Below are 15,188 nucleotides of genomic sequence, written 5' to 3' on the forward strand. Positions count from 1 at the left end.
CGTGAGCATCGACAAGCCCGAGGTCGACTTCCCCGAGGGCGCGCCGCCGGCGGACCTGGAGATCGTGGATCTCTGGGAGGGTGACGGTCCGGAGGCCAAGGCCGGGGACAACGTCTCCGTGCACTATGTCGGCGTCTCCTTCTCCACCGGAGAAGAGTTCGACGCGAGCTGGAACCGGGGCAAGCCGCTGCAGTTCCAGCTCGGTTCCGGCCAGGTCATCCCCGGCTGGGACCGCGGCGTCCAGGGCATGAAGGTCGGCGGCCGCCGTCGGCTGACCATCCCGGCTCACCTCGCCTACGGCGAGCGCGGCGCGGGCGGCGGCCGGATCGCACCGAACGAGACGCTGATCTTCGTCTGCGACCTGGTCTCCGTCTGAGCGGACCGCAGCACCCGTGCCGGCCCGTCCGGTACGACGGCTCCGCCACGAGCCACCCCGAGGGCCCCGCCACCGTGCGGGGCCCTCGTCCGTTCCCGCTCCACCGCGCTGCGCGGATCTCCCCCTCCGCCGCCGTACCCTCGCTTTTGCGGGGGACGCGGCGGGCGGTACGGTCAACTGCCCGGCACGGGTGCGAGCGGCGCCGCGCGGGCGCGCCCACGCGTGCGCGCGGGGACGGGCGCGGGGCCCGGCGTGCGGGCGACGGACGGTGAGCGAGCGGCAGCGGAGAGGGCACGAGGATTCCATGGCGATTGCCAAGGCCGAGCGGCTGATGAATCTGGCGCTGTGCCTGCTGAGCGCGCGACGCCCGCTCACCAAGCGTGAGCTGCGCGGCTCCATCGAGGCGTACATCGAGGCCGGCAACGACGACTCCTTCAACCGCAAGTTCGAGCGTGACAAGGACGATCTGCGCGAACTCGGTCTGGTCATCGACACGGTGGAGAGCGTCGAGGGCGAGATCGGCTACGTCGCCCGGCACGACAGCAACCGGCTGCCTCCCGTGACGCTGGACGCCGCCGAGGCCACCGCGCTCGGCCTCGCCGCGCGGGTGTGGCAGCAGGCCAGGCTCGCGGGCGCGGCCAGCGGCGCACTCCAGAAGCTGCGCGCCGCCGGCGGGCTGCCGCAGCAGGGGACGGACGAGGCCCAGGGCCCCGGCCCCGAGGAGGGCCACAGCACGATCGAGCCGTACATCCCGGCCCGTGAGGCGGCGTTCGAGCCGCTGATGCTCGCCTGCCGCGACCGCCGCCCGGTGGTCTTCGACTACCGCAAGTCCAACGCGGCGCAGGCGCAGCGGCGCCAGGTCGAGCCGTGGACGCTGGAGTGCTGGCGCGGCCACTGGTATCTGGCCGGCTTCGACCGGGACCGCGCGGCCGAGCGGGTCTTCCGCCTCTCCCGCATCACCGGCACCGTACGGGCCCGCCAGGGCGGGTTCACCGCGCCGGTTCCGGATCAGGTGACGGTGCGTGAGACGGTCGAGCGCTGGGCGGGCGAGAGCGCCTCGCGTACGGCCCGCATCCGGCTGCGTTCCGGTTCCGGTTACCCGCTGCGGGCGCGCGCGGCCGAGGTGCGCGAACTCGGCGACGGCTGGGACGAGCTGGAGATCCCGTACGGGCACGGACTGGACGCCTGGCTCGTGGAGTTCGGGCCCGACGTGGTGGTGCTGGAACCGGCCGAACTGCGTGCCGATGTCATCGACCGGCTGCGTGCCGTGGCCAAGGGCTGAGGGGGACGAGGACGCCATGGCGACGAACGCCATTGACCAGACCCGCAGGATGCTGTCGCTGGTGACGTACCTGCGCGACCGTCCCGGCGCGCGCGTCGAGGAGGTGGCCCGCGCCTTCGGGATCACCGAGGACGAGCTGATCTCCGACCTGGACGTGCTGCCCATGTGCGGCACCAGCTTCCGCGGCGGGGACCTGCTGGAGATCGACACCGACGGCGAGCGCATCTGGTGGCGGAACGCCGACGCGCTCGGCAGCGACAGCGCGCAGCCGCTGCGGCTGGCGGCCGACGAGGCGACGGCGCTGCTCGTCGCGGCGCGCGCGGTGGCCACCCTCCCCGGGCTGCGGGAGAGCGACCGGGACGCGCTGCGCAGCGCGACGGCGAAGCTGGAGGAGGCCGCGGGGGAGATGGCGGGCGCCAGCTCCCGGCTGTCGGTGACCTTCGAGTCGGAGGGCGGCGTCTTCGCCGCCGTCGACCGGGCGCTCGCGGAGCGGCGGAGGCTGTGGATCAGGTACTACTCGCCCGCGCGTGACGCGCTGTCGGACCGCGAGATCGACCCCGTCCGGCTGTTCGCCGTCGGCCACACCTACGTCGAGGCGTGGTGCCGGAGGTCGGAGGCGCGCCGCACGTTCCGGCTGGACCGGGTGGCCGCGATCGAGCTGCTCGACGAGCCGGCCGATCCGCCGCCGGTCGAACTGCGGGACCTGAGCGAGGAACTGGTGCAGCCGGCGGCCGAGGACCCCGAGGTGGTGGTCGAGGTCGGTCCCGGCGGCCGGTGGGTCGCCGAGTACTACCCGCACGACACCGCGGAGGAACTCCCGGAGGGCGGGCTGCGGATCACGCTGCGCACCCCCGACCCGGCCTCGCTGCGCCGGCTGGCGCTGCGGCTCGGCGGCGACGGCCGGATCATCGCCCCGGCCGAACTCGCCGACAGCGCACGGGAAGCGGCCCGCCGGGCGCTCGCGGCGTACGGGGAGTGAACGGGACGTCTCACGCGTCCGGCGTGACCCCGTTTCGGCCCGTGGGGGGTTGACGGCCTAGGCTCGGCGCATGTTCTGGCCCATGTTCTTTGTCACGCTCGGCTTCTGCTCGATCGCCGTGCTCGGGGTGCTCGCCGTGCGGGTGGGTCTGGAAGTGCGCCGCTTCACGCGGGCCGTGGGGGACAGTTCGGAGCGGATCACGCGCGCGGCCGAGGACCTGGAACGCGCCGCGGCACCGCTCGCGGGCACCGCCTCGCGCACCGCGCAGGGAACGGGAGTACGGCCCGGCACGTTTTCCACAGGGCCGTGACGCCCTCTCCTTGGCCGCGGTCCCGAGCGGTAAGCTGCTGAGGCGGCCGGCGCGGGAGAGGGAGCGCAATCCGGCGTACGCACGGCCATTGCCGCGCGTTTACCCGCCAGGGTTACGATCGTTCTCGGCAAATTCCGCGTGACATCCATGGCCGTGTGCTACAGACGGTCCGAATTCATACGGCAGGCAAAGAAAGACGCCGCCCCGGCGAGAAGGTAGTGGCACATGATCGGCAACCTGAAGCCCCTCGAGATCGTACTGATCGTCCTGGTCATCCTGCTGCTGTTCGGCGCCAAGAAGCTTCCTGACATGGCCCGTTCGCTCGGCAAGTCCGCCCGCATCCTCAAGAGCGAGGCGAAGCAGATGAAGAAGGAGGGCGGCAGCGGCGACGAGGCGCAGGCCGGCGACTCCTCCACCGCGCAGCAGTCCGCTCCGAAGACCATCTCCGCCGCCCCCGGTGATGTGGACAGCTCCCGTCCCGTCGGCGAGCAGGCGCAGGCTTCCACGCAGGCCCAGACGCAGAAGAACTGACGGAACCGCGAAGGACGTCATCCGGCTCGCGGGCGCATCGTGCCAGGCGTCCACCGGCCGGACGGGCGCGCCGCTGATTCACCGACAATTCCGACACATCTGACAAACGAGGACCTGGGTTGCTCAAGTCGGCTCTTAGGCAGGGCAAGCGGGACAAGGATCCCGAAGGGCGGATGCCTCTCGCGGAGCATCTGCGGGAGCTGCGCAACCGTCTGATGAAGGCGGTCCTCGCGATCCTCGTCGTCACCGTCGTGGCGATGATCTACTACAAGCCGATCGCCGAGTTCCTCATGCACCCGGTGCGCGAGGCGGTGGGCTGTACCAAGGGCTTCGGTGAGGCCGCCAAGGACGGCGAGACCTGCGCCGAGATCACCATCAACGGCATGATCGAGCCCTTCACGATCATGCTCAAGGTGTCCCTCACGGCGGGCGTCGTCGCCGCGTCCCCGATCTGGCTGCACCAGCTGTGGGCCTTCCTGGCCCCGGGCCTCCACCGGCACGAGAAGAAGTACGCGCGCTCCTTCGTCGCCGCGGGCTTCCCGCTGTTCCTCGGCGGTGCCTACCTCGCCTACGTCACGCTGCCGACCGCGGCGCAGGCGATGCTGTCCTTCACGCCGGACGGCACGGGCAACCTCATTCCGCTGGACAAGTTCTTCGACATCATCACCCGCCTCGTCCTCGCCTTCGGCCTCGCCTTCGAACTGCCGCTGCTGCTGGTCCTGTTGAACCTCGGCGGGGTGCTGAGCGCGCGGCGGATGCTGAGCTGGTGGCGCGGGATGGTGCTGGGCATCACGGTCTTCGCCGCCGTCGCCACGCCGAGCGGCGACCCGCTGACGATGCTCGTCCTGGCCGCGCCGATCGTCGCCCTGTTCTTCAGCGCCGTCGGGATCTCCTTCTTCAACGACCGCCGCCGCAAGCGCGAGGACCCGAACGACGGCCTGGACGACGACGAGGCCGCCCCGCTGGACCTCACGCCCGAGGCGATCGGCCGCGGCGAGTCCGTCCCGGCCCCGCGCCGCCTCACCGAGGACGGCGAGGGCGACTCCCGGAACGGCGACGGCCGGCGCGGCGACCCCGACGGGTACGGCGACGCGACCTGATCCGGGGCGGAACGGAAACGGCGGTGCCCGCCACCTTCGGGTGGCGGGCACCGCCGTTCCGGCTTCCCCGTGGGGTCAGCGCGTCAGCACTTCTTCAGGCCCTGGAGCGCCCCCGTGCCCCGGTAGTAGAGGCTCTTCTTCGGCTTGATGGTCTTGCAGCTGCTGTCCGGCCACCAGCGTTCCGCGATGCGGATCTTGACGGTCTTCTTGCAGCCGTTGTGCAGGTTCACGGCGTTCTTGTTGAGGTACCAGGTGGCCGTGAGGCACTTGCCGTAGCCTCCCGCCGCGGACGCGGGTGCCGCGGTGACCATGGGCAGTCCGGCGACGGTCACCGCGAGTGCGGCGGTGACCGTGGCGGCCTTGAGCTTCTTCATCGCTCCCCCTTCGGACAGTGGTCGTCCTGTCCTGTGTGGCAGATTCGGATACTGCGGGCATTGCCGTCTTTACGGCGGCAAAAGCGAAGATGATCTTAGAGGGCGCCCGGAACGCTGTAAAAGCGGAGTGAAGGCTTCCGATCGTCGCGGAGGCGAAGACAGTGCGAGTGCGCGGCCCCGGGGGCGTACGGAGCGGTGCGGACGCTCACCGGCCGTGAAACGGACGTGAGCTCTGTCGGTGGTGGCCGGTAGGCTCGTAGCCACGATGACCGAGGATCTGTCCCCAGCAGAGCGCTACGCAGCTGCCCGGAAACGCGCCGCCGAGCAGGCCACCGCTCTCGCCTCCTTCCGTGACCTGTACGACTTCGATCTCGACGAGTTCCAGATCGAGGCCTGTCAATCCCTCGAAGCCGGAAAGGGAGTGCTGGTCGCGGCGCCGACCGGTTCCGGCAAGACGATCGTCGGCGAGTTCGCCGTCCACCTGGCCCTGGAGCAGGGCCGCAAATGCTTCTACACGACGCCGATCAAGGCGCTGTCCAACCAGAAGTACAACGACCTCGTGAAGCGCTACGGCGTGGAGAAGGTCGGGCTGCTGACGGGTGACAACAGCGTCAACGGCGACGCACCCGTCATCGTGATGACCACCGAGGTCCTGCGGAACATGCTGTACGCGGGCTCGCAGGCCCTGCTCGGCCTCGGGTACGTGGTCATGGACGAGGTGCACTACCTCTCGGACCGCTTCCGCGGCGCCGTCTGGGAAGAGGTGATCATCCACCTTCCCGAGTCGGTCGCGCTGGTGTCCCTGTCGGCCACGGTGTCCAACGCCGAGGAGTTCGGCGACTGGCTGGACACCGTCCGCGGGGACACCGAGGTGATCGTCTCCGAGCACCGGCCCGTGCCGCTGTGGCAGCACGTGCTGGCCGGGCGCCGTATGTACGACCTCTTCGAGGAGAAGTCCGGCGGGAAGTCCGAGGCCAAGGCCGACGCGAAGGACGGCAGCCGGAGCGTCAAGCGCGAGGTCAACCCGGACCTGGTGCGGATGGCCCGGATGGAGAACAGCCGGGTCGGCCCGCGCGAGCGCGGCCGCGGCAGGCCCAAGCGGGAGGCCGACCGGGAGCGGGAGCGCCGCGCGCGCAACCGCGTGTGGACGCCGAGCCGCCCCGAGGTGGTGGACCGGCTGGATTCGGCGGGCCTGCTGCCCTGCATCAGCTTCATCTTCAGCCGGGCCGGGTGCCAGGCCGCCGTCCAGCAGTGCCTGTACTCCGGTCTGCGGCTGAACGACCAGGCGGAACGGGACCGGGTCAGGGAGATCGTCGAGGAGCGCACGGCCGACATCCCCGACCAGGATCTGCACGTCCTGGGCTACTTCGAGTGGCTGGAAGGGCTGGAGCGGGGCATCGCCGCGCACCACGCGGGCATGCTGCCGACCTTCAAGGAGGTCGTGGAGGAGCTGTTCGTCCAGGGCCTGGTGAAGGTCGTCTTCGCGACGGAGACCCTGGCGCTGGGCATCAACATGCCCGCGCGTTCCGTGGTGCTGGAGAAGCTCGTCAAGTGGAACGGCGAGCAGCACGCGGACATCACCCCGGGCGAGTTCACGCAGCTGACGGGCCGGGCCGGGCGGCGCGGCATCGACATCGAGGGCCACGCCGTCGTGCTCTGGCAGCGCGGCATGGACCCGGGCGCGCTGGCGGGGCTGGCGGGTACGCGGACGTATCCGCTGCGTTCCTCGTTCAAGCCGTCGTACAACATGGCGGTCAACCTGGTGGGCCAGTTCGGGCGGCACCGGTCGCGTGAGCTGCTGGAGACCTCGTTCGCGCAGTTCCAGGCGGACCGCTCGGTGGTCGGCATCTCGCGGCAGGTGCAGAAGAACGAGGAGGGCCTGGAGGGCTACCGGGCCTCCATGACCTGCCACTTGGGCGACTTCGAGGAGTACTCCAGGCTGCGGCGCGAGCTGAAGGACCGGGAGACGGAGCTGGCCAAGCAGGGCGCGGCGCAGCGGCGGGCCGAGGCGGCGGACGCGCTGGAGAAGCTCAAGCCGGGCGACGTGATCCACGTGCCGACGGGCAAGTTCGCCGGCCTCGCGCTGGTGCTGGACCCGGGAACCCGGGGCCGTGGCGCCCCGCCGCGCGGCGGCCCGCGCGGCCGCGGCGGCGACCGCGGCTGGGACCAGTACGAGGAGGGTCCGCGCCCGCTGGTGCTCACGGCGCAGCGGCAGGTGAAGCGGCTCGGGCCGATCGACTTCCCGGTTCCGGTGGAGCCGGTGGAGCGGATGCGGGTGCCCAAGTCGTTCAACGCCCGCAGCCCCCAGTCCCGTCGGGACCTGGCCTCCGCGCTGCGCACCAAGGCGGGCCACCACACCCCGCCCCGGCACCAGAAGCGCCGCTCCGCGGCGGCGGACGACCAGGAGATCGCGCGGCTGCGCGCCGAGATCCGGCAGCACCCCTGCCACGGCTGCGACGAGCGGGAGGACCACGCGCGCTGGGCCGAGCGCTATCAGCGGCTGCGCCGGGACACCCGCCAGCTGGAGCGCCGGATCGAGGGCCGGACGAACACCATCGCCCGCACCTTCGACCGGGTGTACGCGCTGCTCTCGGCCCTCGGCTACCTCCGCGGTGACGAGGTGACGGAGGACGGCCGCAGGCTCGCGCGGCTCTACGGCGAGCTGGATCTGCTGGCCAGCGAGTGCCTGCGGGACGGCGTGTGGGAGGAGCTCGGCCCGTCCGAACTCGCCGCCTGCGCCTCGGCGTTGGTGTACGAGGCCCGCTCCTCGGAGGAGCCGGTCGCGCCGAAGCTGCCGGGTGGCAGGGCCGCCCGGGCGCTGGACGAGATGGTGAACATCTGGGGCCGCCTGGACGCGCTGGAGGAGGAGCACCGCGTGCACCAGAGCGAGGGCGTCGGCCAGCGGGAGCCGGATCTCGGCTTCGCGTGGACGGCGTTCTGCTGGGCCGAGGGCCAGGGCCTGGACGCGGTGCTGCGGGACGCGGACATGCCGGCCGGTGACTTCGTGCGCTGGGTCAAGCAGTGCGTGGACGTCCTGGGCCAGATCGCGGCGGCGGCCCCCGAGGGCGGCACCGTCGCCCGGAACGCGCGCCGCGCGGTCAACTCGATGGTGCGCGGCGTCGTCGCGTACTCCAGCGTCGGCTGAGTCAGCCCGTCGCGGCCCCCGGTTCCCCGCGGAACCGGGGGCCGCGGTGCGTTCCGGGTGTTGACCGGACGGTCGGGTGCGGGCATGTTCAGCGGGGCGTCAACCGCCGTGCGGGGAACGGTTGTTCCCGTGCGGCAGGGTCGTCGGTCCGAGTCGTCCGCCCGGGGGAGGCCGGTGTGTCGCGTGCCGTGGGACGTGTGGGTGTCCGTCGCCGGGTGGCCCTCGGGCTCGCCGGGTGTCTGCTCGTGGCGCTGGTGCCGGGTGCGGCGGCTCAGGCGCCGTCCGGGGCCGGGGCGCTGCGGATGAACCAGGTGCAGGCCATGGCCACGCACAACAGCTACCACCGTGAAGTGTCCTTCGCCGAGCAGCGGTTGATGGCCCGGCACGACCCGGGTTTCGGCACGCTGCTCTACTCGCACGCCGCGCTCCCGGTGCAGCTGGAGCGGCAGCGGGTGCGCGGCATCGAGCTGGACGTCTTCCCCGACCCGGAGGGCGGGCTGTACGCGGACCCGCTGATCCGCCGCGCCGCCGGGCTGCCGCCCCCGGCCGGCCCGGAGTGGCGGAAGCCGGGCTTCAAGGTGCTGCACTGGGCCGACTTCGACTACCGCACCCACTGCGTGACCCTGCGCGGCTGTCTGCGGCAGGTACGTGACTGGTCGCAGCGGAGCCCGGGCCACGCGCCCGTCCCCGTCCTGCTCGAACTGAAGCGGACCGATCCGGAGTGGGAGCGCCGCGGCGGCGCCGTCAGCCCGCCCTGGGACACGGCGATGCTCGACGCGCTGGACGCCGAACTCCGCGAGGTCTTCCCCGAGTCGGCGACGGTCACCCCGGACGACGTGCGCCGCGCGGGGGAGACGCTGGAGGAGTCGGTGCTCCGGCACGGGTGGCCCCGGCTGGCGGAGGCCAGGGGGTCGGTGATGTTCCTGATGGACAACGACGACGCGTCGCTCCAGGACGCCTACCGCGCCGGAGGCCGGGAGAGCCTACAGGGCCGGATGCTGTTCACGGACGCGGAACCAGGCCGTCCGGACGCGGCGTTCATGAAGGTCAACGACCCGACGGGCGCGGGCCGGGAACGTATCCGGAAGCTCGTCGAGCGGGGCTACTACGTCCGCACCCGCTCCGACGAGCCGCTGACCCAGGCGCGCGGCGGCGGGACGGGAAGGCTGCGGGACGCGCTGGCCTCCGGTGCGCAGATGGTGAGCACCGACTTCCCCGTCCCCGGCCTCGCCGCGCGGTACGGCTCCGACTACGTGGCCGAACTCCCGCCCGGCGAGGGGACGGTGCGCTGCAACCCCGTCACGGCCCCGCCCCGCGCCTGCCCGCGCGGGCACCCGCCGGAGCGCTGAGGCCGGGACGGGCCGCCGGTGATCAGGCCGCGCGGCGCTCCTGCTCGGCCTCGACCTGGGCGTTCCACTCCTGCTTGGACGCCTGCCAGCCGTCCTCGTCGTGGCCCATCCGCCAGTACCCGGAGATGGACAACTGCTCGCGGGGGATGCCCCGTTCGAGCCGGAGGTGGCGGCGCAGCTCCTTCACGAAACCGGCCTCGCCGTGCACGAACGCCTGCACCCGGCCCTCGGGGAAGCCGAGTTCCCGCACGGCCTCGACGAGCAGCTCGCCGGGCTTGGCCTCGCCGCGGTGCAGCCAGACGACGCGGGTGCCCTCGGGCGCGGGCAGCGGCTGCTGCTCCTCGGGCCCGGCGATCTCGATCAGCGCGTCCACCTTCGCGCCGGGCGGCATGCCCTCCAGCGCGGCGGCGATCGCGGGCAGCGCGGACTCGTCACCGGCGAGGAGGTGCCAGTCGGCCCCGGCCTCGGGGGCGTACGCGCCGCCGGGCCCGAGCAGGAAGATCTCGTCGCCCGGCCGGGCCTTCAGGGCCCACGGCCCGGCGAGGCCGGTGTCGCCGTGGACGACGAAGTCGACGGTCAGCTCGCGGGTGGCCGCGTCCCAGTGCCGCACGGTGTAGGTGCGCATCGCGGGCCACTGGTCACGCGGGAACTCGGCGCGGATCACCGCCATGTCGAAGGGCTCGGGGTAGGTCACCCCGGGCACGGGGAAGAGGAGCTTCACGTAACGGTCGGTGTACTCGCCGTCGGGGAACTCCGCCAGGCCCTCGCCGCCGAGCACGACCCGTCGCATGTGCGGGGTCAGTTGCTCGGTGCGCGTGACCTGAGCGCGGTGGAGCTGGGGCTGCTTGCGGGCCGGGCGGTCTGCCACGAGGGCCTCCCTGGGACGCGTTACGGGGAATCACTGGTTAGGTTTGCCTAACCTATCATTCGGGTAAACCTCCGCGCCGGGCGCGATCCGGCCGCCCGGACGCCCGCCCGGCGCGTTTCCCCCGCTCAGGGCCCCTTTCCGTACGCTCCCGATTTTCCGGCCCGGTCAGCTCTCCGCGCGCTCGGCCAGGACCGTCAGCAGCCGCTCCAGCGATCCGCCCAGGCCCCACCGCTCACCGAGCCGGGCCACCGCCTCCGGGTCGCGCGGACCGGCGGGCAGCGCGTCGTCGAAGGCGGGGAGCTGTACGTCGGAGGCGACGCGGACGACCTCGGGGGCGACGGCCAGGTACGCACGGGCCTCGTGCAGCCGCTTGCGCTGGGCCGGGGTGATCTTCGAGACGGGGTCGTCGGCGGCGGCGAGGATGCCCGGCAGGTCGCCGTGCGCGGCCAGCAGCTTCGCCGCGGTCTTCTCGCCGATGCCGGGCACACCGGGCAGGCCGTCGCTCGGGTCGCCGCGCAGCAGCGCGAGATCCGCGTAACCGGAGCCGTCCACCCCGTACTTCTCGCGCAGCGCCCCGGCGTCGTAGGTGTGCAGGGTGCCGACGCCCTTGACCGGGTACAGCACGCGCACCCCCCGGGCGTCGTCGACGAGCTGGAGCAGGTCGCGGTCGCCGGTGACGATGTCGACGGGGCCCCCGGCGCGGGCCGTGAGGGTGCCGATGATGTCGTCGGCCTCGTAGCCGTCCGCGCCGACGCGGGCGATGCCGACGGCGTCGAGCACCTCGTCGATCACCGGGATCTGCGGGGAGAGGGTGTCGGGGACCTCCTCCGCGTCGGCCCCCTCCGGCCGCTCCTCGGCCACCCGGTGCGCCTTGTACGTGGGGATCAGCTCGACGCGCCACTGCGGGCGCCAGTCGAAGTCCATGCAGGCGACGAGCGCCGACGGCTGGTGCTCGCGGACGAGCCGGGCGATGAAGTCGAGGAGCCCGCGCACGGCGTTGACGGGGGTGCCGTCGGGGGCGCGGACGGAGTCGGGGACGCCGTAGTAGGCGCGGAAGTAGAGGGAGGCGGTGTCGAGGAGCATCAGGCGGGGCTGCGGTGTCACGGTCATCACGCCCCGATCATGCCGCACCGGGCGCCGCCGTTCCGCGCCGCCGCCGGGACCGTGCCGGGCCCGCGGAAAACCGGGTGACGGCCGCCCGGCGCCCTTCCTAGGCTGGGGAGCACCACGGGGAGAGCGCCCCCGAGGGGGAAGACGGGGGAGCAACGGGGGACGCGGGGGCGTGAGTTGGGCGTACGGTGCGGGTATGGGCTCTGGGCAGACAGGCCGTACCCGTACCGTGCGGCGCGCCGTGACCTCCGTCGTCTCGCTGGTGCCGTCGCTGACGGAGGCGATCGCGGCCACCGAACCCGGTCTTCTCACCGGCGCGACGGACTGGTGCACGCACCCGCCGGAGCTGCCGGTCACCCGGGTCGGCGGCACCAAGAACCCGGACGTGGAGCGGATCCTGCGGCTCGCGCCCGATCTCGTCGTCGCCAACGAGGAGGAGAACCGGGAGCCCGACCTGGCCGCGCTGCGCGCCGCCGGCACCGAGGTCCTGGTGACCGAAGTCCGCACCCTGGAGCAGTCGTTCGGCGAACTGGACCGGATGCTGACCCGCGGCTGCGGCCTGCCCCGCCCGGCCTGGCTCACCGACGCCGAGGACGCCTGGCGGGACGTACGGCACCGCTTCGACGCGGACGCCGTCGTGCCCGTGTGGCGCAGGCCCTGGATGGTGCTCGGGCGGGACACCTTCGCCGGCTCGGTGCTCGCGCACCTCGGGGTGCGCAACGTGTACGCGGAGCACCCCGAGCGCTATCCGCGCCTCCCGCTCGACGAGCTCAACGGGCCCGCGGCCTCCCGCCGTCCCGGGCTCGTCGTGCTGCCCGACGAGCCGTACCGCTTCACCGCCGACGACGGCCCCGAGAGCTTCCCCGCGCTGCCCGCCGCGCTGGTCAGCGGCCGGCACCTCACCTGGTACGGGCCCTCGCTCACCGAGGCGCCGCGGGAGCTGGCCTCGGCGCTGCGAGCAGCTCTCCGCTGAGCAGCCCGCGCCCGGTGCGGAACAGGGCCACGGCCCAGGCGGTGACCAGCAGCGCGTAGAGCGCCGCGGCCAGCCAGTTCAGCGCGTGCAGCCCGGTGTGCCGGGCCAGGGCCGCCGCCCCGGTGACGCAGGTGCCGACGGGGAAGGTGAACGCCCACCAGGTCATCGTGAACCGCATCCCGTGCCGCAGGGCGCGGAGCACCATCGCCGCCGAGAGCAGCAGCCACATCAGCGCGAAGCCCATCACCGGCACCCCGTACAGCACCGAGGCGGCGGTGAACCCGCCGGGTGCCGCGTCCGCGAGGTTGCCGACGGCGGTGGTGGACTGCCCGAGCGGGCCGAGGACGAGCACCAGCGTCGGCGTCGCGGGGACGGCCGGGGCGCCGTGGTGGACGAGGCCGCTGAAGACGGCGGGCAGGATCAGCAGTGTCGCGAACAGGCTCATGCCGAACAGCGCGAAGCAGCCCAGCAGCATCGCCGACCTGCCCTGCCCGGCGGGCAGTTGCTCCGCGAGCGGCGGCCCGAGCGCGGCCGAGACCATCGGCGCGACGACGGGGAGCAGCCACACGGGCGAGGCCTTCCCCGGCGTGATCTCGTGCCGTACGACCATCAGGTACGGGACGCCCACGGCGGTGACGACGCCCAGCGCGGTGCCGGCCGACCACAGCACGAGGTCGACGGTCGCGCCGCCGGGTATGCCGGTCGCCAGGGCGCCGCCGCCGACCGCGAGCAGCGCCATCGGCAGACAGCCGTAGAACGGGGCGACGGCCGGGTCCCGCAGGTGCGCGCGGGCCTGCTCGGTGTGCCGCAGCCAGTGCCAGGACCTGGCGGTGAGCAGCGCGGCGAGCATGAGCGCGGAGACGGTCCAGACGACGGTCAGCGCGGGGCGCAGCCAGCCCGGGTGCCAGGGCAGCGCGGCACCGGCCCCGGCGATGATCGCGGTGCCCATCACGGCCGCGTACCAGTTCGGGGCGAGGTGGCGGAGCCGGGCGGTGCCCGGGCCGGGCGGGGGGAGCGGCCGCACCGGGGAGTGCGCGAGTGTCGTCATGGCCCTCACGCTCGCAGCGGGGACGCCGCCTCACCAGGGCCCGCCGATCTATGAGGGCATAAGCTGGACTGATGACCGAAGCACCCGAATCCGTGCCCGGGCCCGGTGCGGCCGCGCGGCTGGCGCACCGGGTGCCCGACCTCGGGGCGCTCCAGCTGCTGCTGGCCGTGGCCCGGCTCGGCAGCCTCGGCCGCGCGGCACGGGAGACGGGCGTGACCCAGCCGGCGGCCAGCAGCCGCATCCGCGCCATGGAACGGCAGCTCGGCCTGGCCCTGCTGGAGCGCTCGCCGCGCGGCTCCCGGCTGACGGAGGCCGGGGCCCTGGTCACGGACTGGGCGCGGCGGGTGGTGGAGGCGGCCGAGGCGTTCGACTCGGGCGTCCAGGCGCTGTGCGGACGGCGGGACGCGCGGCTGCGCGTCGCCGCCAGCATGACCATCGCCGAGTACCTGCTGCCGGGCTGGCTGATCGCGCTGCGCGCCGAACGCCCCGGCACCGCCGTCTCCCTGCTCGCCGGGAACTCCCTCGCCGTCGCCGCGCACCTGCGCGCCGAGGAGGCCGACCTGGGCTTCGTCGAGGGCGTCGGCAAGCCCGAGGGCCTGGACGGCACCGTCATCGCCCGCGACCGGCTGCTCGTCGTCGCCGCGCCCGGGCACCCCTGGGCACGGCGACGCGAGCCACTGACGCCGCGGGAGCTCGCCGGGGCGCCGCTGATCCTGCGCGAGTCCGGCTCCGGTACGCGTCAGGTGCTGGACACCGCGCTCGCGCGGCACGGCGGCCCGGCGGCGCCGCTGCTCGAACTCGCCTCCACCACCGCGGTGAAGGCGGCCGTGGTCAGCGGCGCGGGACCCTCGGTGCTCAGCGAACTGGCCGTGGGGGAGGAGCTGTCGGCCGGGCGGCTGGTCGAGGTGCCGGTCGCGGGCGTCCGGCTGCGGCGCGAGCTGCGGGCCGTGTGGCCGCGCGGCACCCGCCCGGCCGGGCCCGCACGGGAGCTGCTGGCCCTCACCCGGCGGGTTCCCGCGCGGCAGCAGCGCGGTTGAGCGCGGTCAGCAGCCGCAGGTCGTCGCCCGCCTCCGGGTGCCACTGGACGGCGAGGACGAAACCGTCGGCGGACGGCAGCTCCAGCGCCTCCACGGTGCCGTCCTCCGCGTGCGCGCCCGGGACCAGCCCCGCGCCGAGCCGGGCGGTGGCCTGGTGGTGGTACGTCGGCACGGTCAGTTCTCCCGGCAGCACCTCGGCCAGCAGCGTGCCGGGCACCTGCCGTACGGGGTGCGCGCCGAAGACGCCGGGCGGGCCCTGGTGGCCCGCCAGGTGCTGGGCGAGGCTGCCGCCGAGGGCCACGTTGAGCAGCTGCATGCCCCGGCAGATGCCGAGCAGCGGCAGCCGCCGCTCCAACGCGGCCTCGATCAGGGCGAGTTCCCAGGCGTCCCGCTCGGGCGCGGGCGGCCCGCACTCGGGCGCGCGCGGCTCGCCGTACCGCGCCGGGTCGACGTCCGGGCCGCCGGAGACGACGAGCGCGTCCAGCCGGGCGACGGCGCGGGCCGCCAGCGCGGGCGCGTCCGGCGGGAGCAGCGCGGCGAGGCCGCCCGCGCGCTGGACGAGCCGGTGGTACCCGGCGGGCAGCACGGCGGCGGGCTGCCGCCACACGCCCCAGCGGACGTCGGCCTCCAGATAGGTGCTGACGCCGACGAGCGGCACGGGGCCGGACGGCTGCGCGGACATGCGGGGCCTCCAACGGGCGGTCGC

The 15,188-nt window shown here is 73.6% G+C and carries 15 protein-coding genes; 10 read left to right on the plus strand and 5 right to left on the minus strand.

What is annotated here, in order from left to right; translation table 11 throughout:
- Position 1 precedes the first annotated feature (1 nt).
- From HCC30_RS02900 to tatC, 6 genes are all read left to right on the plus strand, one after another.
- Positions 2-376, plus strand: a complete 375-nt coding sequence (locus HCC30_RS02900; protein WP_169440340.1) for an FKBP-type peptidyl-prolyl cis-trans isomerase — start codon at positions 2-4, stop codon at positions 374-376.
- Between the two features lie 304 nt (positions 377-680).
- Positions 681-1,658: a WYL domain-containing protein gene (locus tag HCC30_RS02905; RefSeq protein ID WP_169440341.1), complete on the plus strand. Its 978-nt coding sequence runs from the start codon at positions 681-683 to the stop codon at positions 1,656-1,658.
- A gap of 16 nt (positions 1,659-1,674) precedes the next feature.
- The gene (locus HCC30_RS02910; RefSeq protein ID WP_169440342.1) at positions 1,675-2,637 is read left to right on the plus strand and encodes a WYL domain-containing protein; all 963 of its coding nucleotides are present in this window, start codon (positions 1,675-1,677) and stop codon (positions 2,635-2,637) included.
- Positions 2,638-2,707: 70 nt separating this feature from the next.
- Positions 2,708-2,947, plus strand: a complete 240-nt coding sequence (locus tag HCC30_RS02915; RefSeq protein WP_169440343.1) for a hypothetical protein — start codon at positions 2,708-2,710, stop codon at positions 2,945-2,947.
- Between the two features lie 225 nt (positions 2,948-3,172).
- A complete protein-coding gene (tatA, locus tag HCC30_RS02920; RefSeq protein WP_169440344.1) occupies positions 3,173-3,478 on the plus strand; it encodes a Sec-independent protein translocase subunit TatA in 306 nt (101 codons plus the stop codon).
- Between the two features lie 119 nt (positions 3,479-3,597).
- A complete protein-coding gene (gene tatC / locus HCC30_RS02925) occupies positions 3,598-4,578 on the plus strand; it encodes a twin-arginine translocase subunit TatC (RefSeq protein ID WP_206323230.1) in 981 nt (326 codons plus the stop codon).
- Positions 4,579-4,661: 83 nt separating this feature from the next.
- Here tatC and HCC30_RS02930 read toward each other — a convergent pair whose 3' ends face one another.
- The gene (locus tag HCC30_RS02930; RefSeq protein ID WP_169440346.1) at positions 4,662-4,952 is read right to left on the minus strand and encodes a hypothetical protein; all 291 of its coding nucleotides are present in this window, start codon (positions 4,950-4,952) and stop codon (positions 4,662-4,664) included.
- A gap of 265 nt (positions 4,953-5,217) precedes the next feature.
- Between HCC30_RS02930 and HCC30_RS02935 the strand changes: the two genes are divergently transcribed.
- Together HCC30_RS02935 and HCC30_RS02940 are read left to right on the plus strand one after the other, a co-directional pair.
- A complete protein-coding gene (locus HCC30_RS02935) occupies positions 5,218-8,097 on the plus strand; it encodes a DEAD/DEAH box helicase (RefSeq protein ID WP_169440347.1) in 2,880 nt (959 codons plus the stop codon).
- Between the two features lie 197 nt (positions 8,098-8,294).
- On the plus strand, positions 8,295-9,446 hold the full coding sequence (locus HCC30_RS02940; protein ID WP_346776465.1) for a phosphatidylinositol-specific phospholipase C1-like protein: 1,152 nt from the start codon (positions 8,295-8,297) through the stop codon (positions 9,444-9,446).
- A 22-nt stretch (positions 9,447-9,468) separates the two neighbouring features.
- Here HCC30_RS02940 and HCC30_RS02945 read toward each other — a convergent pair whose 3' ends face one another.
- On the minus strand, positions 9,469-10,314 hold the full coding sequence (locus tag HCC30_RS02945) for a siderophore-interacting protein (protein ID WP_169440348.1): 846 nt from the start codon (positions 10,312-10,314) through the stop codon (positions 9,469-9,471).
- Between the two features lie 165 nt (positions 10,315-10,479).
- The gene (locus HCC30_RS02950) at positions 10,480-11,397 is read right to left on the minus strand and encodes a 5'-3' exonuclease (RefSeq protein ID WP_206323331.1); all 918 of its coding nucleotides are present in this window, start codon (positions 11,395-11,397) and stop codon (positions 10,480-10,482) included.
- Positions 11,398-11,620: 223 nt separating this feature from the next.
- On the opposite strand from HCC30_RS02950, the gene HCC30_RS02955 reads away from it, so the two are divergent.
- Positions 11,621-12,397, plus strand: a complete 777-nt coding sequence (locus HCC30_RS02955) for a helical backbone metal receptor (protein ID WP_169440349.1) — start codon at positions 11,621-11,623, stop codon at positions 12,395-12,397.
- On the opposite strand, the gene HCC30_RS02960 is transcribed toward HCC30_RS02955, so the two are convergent.
- Positions 12,345-13,445: a TDT family transporter gene (locus HCC30_RS02960; protein WP_169440350.1), complete on the minus strand. Its 1,101-nt coding sequence runs from the start codon at positions 13,443-13,445 to the stop codon at positions 12,345-12,347. The genes HCC30_RS02955 and HCC30_RS02960 overlap by 53 nt on opposite strands.
- A 71-nt stretch (positions 13,446-13,516) precedes the next feature.
- Between HCC30_RS02960 and HCC30_RS02965 the strand changes: the two genes are divergently transcribed.
- Positions 13,517-14,482 carry a LysR family transcriptional regulator gene (locus HCC30_RS02965; protein ID WP_169440351.1) on the plus strand — a complete coding sequence of 322 codons (966 nt, stop codon included), beginning with the start codon at positions 13,517-13,519 and terminating at the stop codon, positions 14,480-14,482.
- Here HCC30_RS02965 and HCC30_RS02970 read toward each other — a convergent pair.
- On the minus strand, positions 14,445-15,164 hold the full coding sequence (locus tag HCC30_RS02970; protein WP_169440352.1) for a gamma-glutamyl-gamma-aminobutyrate hydrolase family protein: 720 nt from the start codon (positions 15,162-15,164) through the stop codon (positions 14,445-14,447). The two genes, HCC30_RS02965 and HCC30_RS02970, sit on opposite strands and share 38 nt — an antisense overlap.
- Positions 15,165-15,188 lie beyond the last annotated feature (24 nt).

The sequence above is a fragment of the Streptomyces sp. HNM0574 genome (assembly GCF_012726235.1).
Lineage (GTDB): Bacteria > Actinomycetota > Actinomycetes > Streptomycetales > Streptomycetaceae > Streptomyces.